General features: G+C 66.5%; 5 protein-coding genes. 4 read left to right on the plus strand and 1 reads right to left on the minus strand.

Going from position 1 to position 4,814, the window contains the following annotated elements; genetic code table 11:
• Together ACFTZB_RS43035 and ACFTZB_RS43040 are read left to right on the plus strand one after the other, a co-directional pair.
• Nucleotides 1-749: hypothetical protein (locus ACFTZB_RS43035; RefSeq protein ID WP_378441682.1), on the plus strand; the 749-nt coding region annotated here is incomplete at its 5' end.
• 73 nt (nt 750-822) lie between these two features.
• Nucleotides 823-1,140 (plus strand): hypothetical protein, encoded by a 318-nt coding sequence (locus ACFTZB_RS43040; RefSeq protein ID WP_378441684.1) that lies wholly within the window; start codon nt 823-825, stop codon nt 1,138-1,140.
• 38 nt (nt 1,141-1,178) lie between these two features.
• Here ACFTZB_RS43040 and ACFTZB_RS43045 read toward each other — a convergent pair whose 3' ends face one another.
• Entirely contained in the window at nt 1,179-2,093 is a 915-nt protein-coding gene (locus ACFTZB_RS43045) for an exodeoxyribonuclease III (RefSeq protein WP_378441687.1), read from the minus strand.
• Between the two features lie 157 nt (nt 2,094-2,250).
• Between ACFTZB_RS43045 and ACFTZB_RS43050 the strand changes: the two genes are divergently transcribed.
• Together ACFTZB_RS43050 and ACFTZB_RS43055 are read left to right on the plus strand one after the other, a co-directional pair.
• A complete protein-coding gene (locus ACFTZB_RS43050; RefSeq protein ID WP_378441689.1) occupies nt 2,251-3,810 on the plus strand; it encodes an LVIVD repeat-containing protein in 1,560 nt (519 codons plus the stop codon).
• On the plus strand, nt 3,800-4,453 hold the full coding sequence (locus ACFTZB_RS43055) for a DUF305 domain-containing protein (RefSeq protein WP_378441691.1): 654 nt from the start codon (nt 3,800-3,802) through the stop codon (nt 4,451-4,453). The genes ACFTZB_RS43050 and ACFTZB_RS43055 overlap by 11 nt, the downstream gene beginning before the upstream one ends.
• Nucleotides 4,454-4,814: the final 361 nt, after the last annotated feature.

Genomic DNA, 4,814 nt, shown 5'->3' on the forward strand with positions numbered 1-4,814 from the left:
GCGTCGATGCGAAGCAGTACGCGTCGACCGACCCGGCGGGCGACGCATACGGCTTCGTCACGCCGTCGGGAAAATGGTTGTGCGCGATCATTCCCGCGAAGAAGCTCGCCGGGTGCGCTTCGCATCCCACCGCGGGGCCTCTGGGCGTCCCGGGAACCCCGCAGATCGCGTCGCCGGACGGCGCCCCTCCCGCCGAAGCCGACCTCATCGCGGTCGAGGCGGGGAAGGAGCCGAACTTCCAGAACTGGAACGAGGCACTCTTTCCCGGCAACGCCAACGTGCTCCCCTACGACACGACGCTCGCGATCGACGGATTCAGTTGCAATGTGCAGTTCTCGGGAGTCTCGTGCCGGGAGGATGCGACGGGAAAGGGCTTCACCGTCGCCACGAGCGGGTACACGCTCGAGTTCACACCGCTGCCGGTGAGCGTTCCCAGCGCGAGCCCACCGCCGATCGCGCCCACCGCCGCGCCTCTTCCCCAGCAGGCTCGCGGATCGAATCAGTGTGGCCCCGTTACCTACCCGGAGACCGGAAAGCCTGCGACCGTGGTCATCGTGAAAGGCACACTCCGCTGCGACGAGGCGCACGCGATGCTCACGAAGTACTTCACCGGGCGCGACAAGAGTGAACCGGTGTACAGCTTCGACGGGTGGGAATGCCGCCTCGCGGGAGACCCGGAATCGGCGGAGATCGGCTACACGATCAACTGCACCGACGGCAACGGGAACACCGTCGTCGCACAGCCGTAGTAGCCTGTGAGCGCCCATCGCCGATGCCGATGAAGTCCCGCGAGAGTCGTCGCCCGATGTCTACGCTGGCGCCATGCACCCACCGAATGACCAGGCCGGTACCTGGGAAGGTTCGTGGCTCGCGGCGATGACGGTGATCAAGAGCGCTCAGCGTGTTTTCACACCGGAGAACCGCCCGCCTCCCGAGCTCATCCCGCTCGTCGAACCCCTGAGCCGGCTGGGTGATGCGCTTCGGGCCACACCGCCCGACCCCGAGGTGTCGCGGCGTCGCGCGGCCGACCTGGTGGCCGATCGAGAGCTGATCACCTGGGCATGCCGACCGGACCAGCCCGGCGAGATCCGGGAATTCGGGTTCGCCTTGGCCTTCCTGTCCGTGAAGCTGACCGCCTGAACCTCCGTCCTCACGGCGAACGAGCTGACCGACGCAGGTCAGAAGTCGTAATCGACGACGACCGGCGCGTGATCGCTCATCCGGCGATCCGCGGCCGAGTCCCGGTCGGTGCCGGCCGTGACCGCCGCCCGCGCCAGTTGCGGCGTCGCGAGGTGGTAGTCGATGCGCCAGCCGACGTCGTTCACGAACGACTCGCCCAGCCACGACCACCACGAATACGGACCGTCCACGTCCGGATGGTGGCTCCGGACGACGTCGACGAGGGTGCGCGGCGACAGGATGGAGTCGAACCACTCACGCTCCTCCGGCAGATAGCCCTCCGCCTGATTGCTGCGCCGCCAGTTCCGCACGTCGTAACGGGTGTGCGCAATGTTGAGGTCACCCATCAACAGCAGTTCCCTCCCCCGTCCGCGAGCCGTGCGGCGCGCGCGGGTCAGCTGGCGCGCGAACGCGGAGAGAAAGCGCATCTTGCGGTGGTAGCGGACACCCCCGTCGGGCGCCTCCCGCATCCGTCCGGGCTTCTGGAGATGGGCGGGCAGTCCGCCCTTCGGCAGGTACATCGAGACGACGGTGATCGGCGCCCCGGCGAGGTCGACCTCGATGTACCGACCGTGGTTCGCGAACTCCCCCAGACCCCGGGCCAACGGCTGCGGATCCAGTTCGACTCGCTCGATGTGCGTTTCACCCGGTGCCTGCACCAGCGCGGTGCCGCTCCACGTCCGAACCGCGGCGGGCGCGCGTCGAGTGAGGATCGCGACACCGTTGCGGCCGGCGAACTCGCCCTCGTCGTATGCGACGTGATACCGGCCGAACACCCCCGGCGGGATGGCGGCGGCGCGAGCGCGGACCTCTTGCAGTGCGACGACGTCGGGTTCACGCCGGCCCAGCCACTCCTCGAATCCGCGCCGCTGCGCCGCGCGGATCCCGTTGATGTTGAAGGTCGCGATTCGCACGGGACACAGTGTAGGGATGCGTCCCACTCCGCCCCCTCCCGCGGGGCCGACGCCCGCCGGCGTGCGGGTTTCGCGGAGTTGGCCGATTTGTGTGTGAACTCGAGTACTGATTGCTAGCGTTCGCGTAGTCGAGCCCACAGTCCGGGGGGAGTTCGTGATGCGGATCGCCAGAATGCGGCGAGGTGTGGCTACCTCAGCCCTTGCGGTGTCGGTCGTCCTCGGGGTCGCGACGAGCCCCGCACCCGCAGTCGCGTCGGCCGAGACGTACTTCTTCGACGACGTCGGATCGACGGCCGTCCCGCGGGCCGACTGCGGCCCCGGTTCGTTGCCGGAGACGGGTATGCAGGGCGACGTTCCGGCAGAAGACCGCAACAGCGGACGAAGCACCCAGGGTTATCGATGCAACATGTCGCTGATCGGGGGCCTGCAGGATCGCGGTGGTGGCCTGCTGTCGGTGACTTACGACCACTGCTCCTACACCAGCACGTTCTTCCCGGGGAACCTGCTCGATCCCGACACGCCGGGCGTGCAGGTGCTCGACGTGTCGAACCCCGCGCAGCCGGTGGTGTCCACGACCCTGAACGAACCCGCGATGCTGGGCGGCACCTGGGAGAGTTTGAAGGTCAACAAGGCACGCAAGTTGCTCGCCGCCACCGCGGTCCCGGCCGCCGCAGGCACCGGCTACTTCTCCGTCTACGATATTTCCGACTGCGCCCACCCCCGGTTGCTGAACCGCGGTCCCGGAACCGACGTCACCATGCCGCTGCCGTTCATCTCACACGAAGGCGGCTTCTCCCCCGATGGCAACACCTACTGGGTGTCCGGACCCGCCCCGGGTTTCCTCACCGCCATCGACATCAGAAATCCGGTCGAGCCACGGATCACCTGGCAGGGGCTTCACGGACTCGGCGGGCACGGTTTCGGCATCACCCCCGACGGGAACCGGATGTACCTGTCCAACCTCGGTGGGATCACCGTCCTCGACATCAGCGCGGTGCAACGCGGCGACCCGTATCCCACCGTCCCGCAACTCGCCACGTATCTGTGGACCGACGGGTTCTTCAACCAGCACAGCATTCCGGTCACGTACGAGGGCAAGCCCTACATCTTCACCGTCGACGAAACCGGCGGCGGCGGGATCAAGGTCTTCGACGTCGCCGACCCGGCACACGCCGACATCGTGCAGAAGATCAAGCTCGAGATCCAGCTTCCCGCCAGCACTGCCGCGAACCTTCGGTCCTCGCAAGGCGGCTCGGTCTTCTCCTACGATCCGCACTACTGCGTGGTCGACCGCCCCACGGACCCGACCGCACTCGCGTGTTCCTGGGAATCGTCCGGGATCCGTGTGTTCGACATCCGCGACCTGGACGGCATCCGGGAGATCGCCTATTACAACCCGCCGGCACAGACCGGCAAGAATCTCCAGTTGACCAATTCACCACACGCCCTGTCGTCGCTGATCGGTGTGTCCCTCTTCGATTTCGTTCCGCTCGCCCGCGCCGTCTTCGAGGGCAAGACCGATCCGCGGATCGCGTTCGGCCCACGCGCAGGAATGGTGGCGTTCGGCGACCTGTCCGCGGATTGGTGCTTCTCGCCACCGGAGTTCCACGGCAACCAGATCTGGACCTCGTGCAGCGACAACGGTTTCATGGCGCTGCAGTTAGACGACTCCGTCTATCAAGCACCGGCGAATCAGGCTCCGACCTATGGGCAGTGATACGCGGCGCGTGCAGTTCCGTCGTCCCATCGTTCTGTTGCTGTGCGCCGTGCTGCTCGGTGCCGGCGGGATCGCGGCCGGAATGTGGCTGCAGTTCGCGCGCGACACCGGCGCCGTCGGGGTTCAGCTGTCCCCGGCCGACATCGGTTTCGCACAGGACATGTCGGTACACCACGAGCAGGCGGTGCTGATAGCCCAGACACTGCCACGGGACGTCGACCCGCAGATCCGGGTCATCGCTGACCAGATCGTCGTCGCGCAGACTTCCGAGATCGCGACGATGCGGGGCTGGCTCAACCTTTTCGACGAACCCTTCAGCACAGCGCGTCCGATGCAGTGGATGCACGGTTCCGATCACGTCATGGGCGAACAGGGCGGCGCACCGATGCCGGGAGTGGCGAGCACCAGCGAGATCACCCGGCTCGCCGGCCTGCGCGGAGCAGACGCCGAGGCACTGTTCCTGCAGCTCATGATCCGGCACCACCAGGGAGGCGTCGACATGGCGGAGGCAGCTATCCATGTGGTCGCCTCGGAACCGATCCGCCGCGTCGCACGCGGAATGATCCGCGATCAGAGCAACGAGATCGCGGTGATGACAGCACTACTCGGCGCCAGGGACGCGAAAACACTCCCCCACCCCTAGTCCGATCCGCTCGATCATGGTGGCAGGTCAGCCGAGGGACTGCCGGGAGGTGGAGCCGGATTCCCCAGTCCCCGTGGCACCTCCTGCCGGGCCGACTCCACCGACGTTTTGTACGGCCACATTCCCTCACGAGTGGCGCTCCTGTCAATCGTGGCCTTCTCAGATGTGCGATGTTGCTTGCAGTAGAGAGAATGACAGCATTGCCGACGGGGTCTAGATTTGGCCGCACAAATAGATGTAGCCTTGCGCAAAACCGAAGGAGCCTTCATGACGCATCGGCCGTCGCAGCCGCGGACAGATTCACCGCGGTATCTCACCGAGGACCGTCTGGCGATCCGGGACCTGGCACGCGAGTTCGCGA

Origin of the sequence: Rhodococcus sp. NPDC057014 (genome assembly GCF_042673295.1) — a bacterium.
In the GTDB taxonomy this organism is placed as follows: domain Bacteria; phylum Actinomycetota; class Actinomycetes; order Mycobacteriales; family Mycobacteriaceae; genus Rhodococcus_F.

Bases quoted from the DNA above. Each gene is read 5' to 3' on its own strand.
- ACFTZB_RS43050 (WP_378441689.1), top strand. From the start codon at position 2,251: ATGCGGATCGCCAGAATGCGGCGAGGTGTGGCTACCTCAGCCCTTGCG.
- ACFTZB_RS43040 (WP_378441684.1), top strand. From the start codon at position 823: ATGCACCCACCGAATGACCAGGCCGGTACCTGGGAAGGTTCGTGGCTC.
- ACFTZB_RS43055 (WP_378441691.1), top strand. From the start codon at position 3,800: ATGGGCAGTGATACGCGGCGCGTGCAGTTCCGTCGTCCCATCGTTCTG.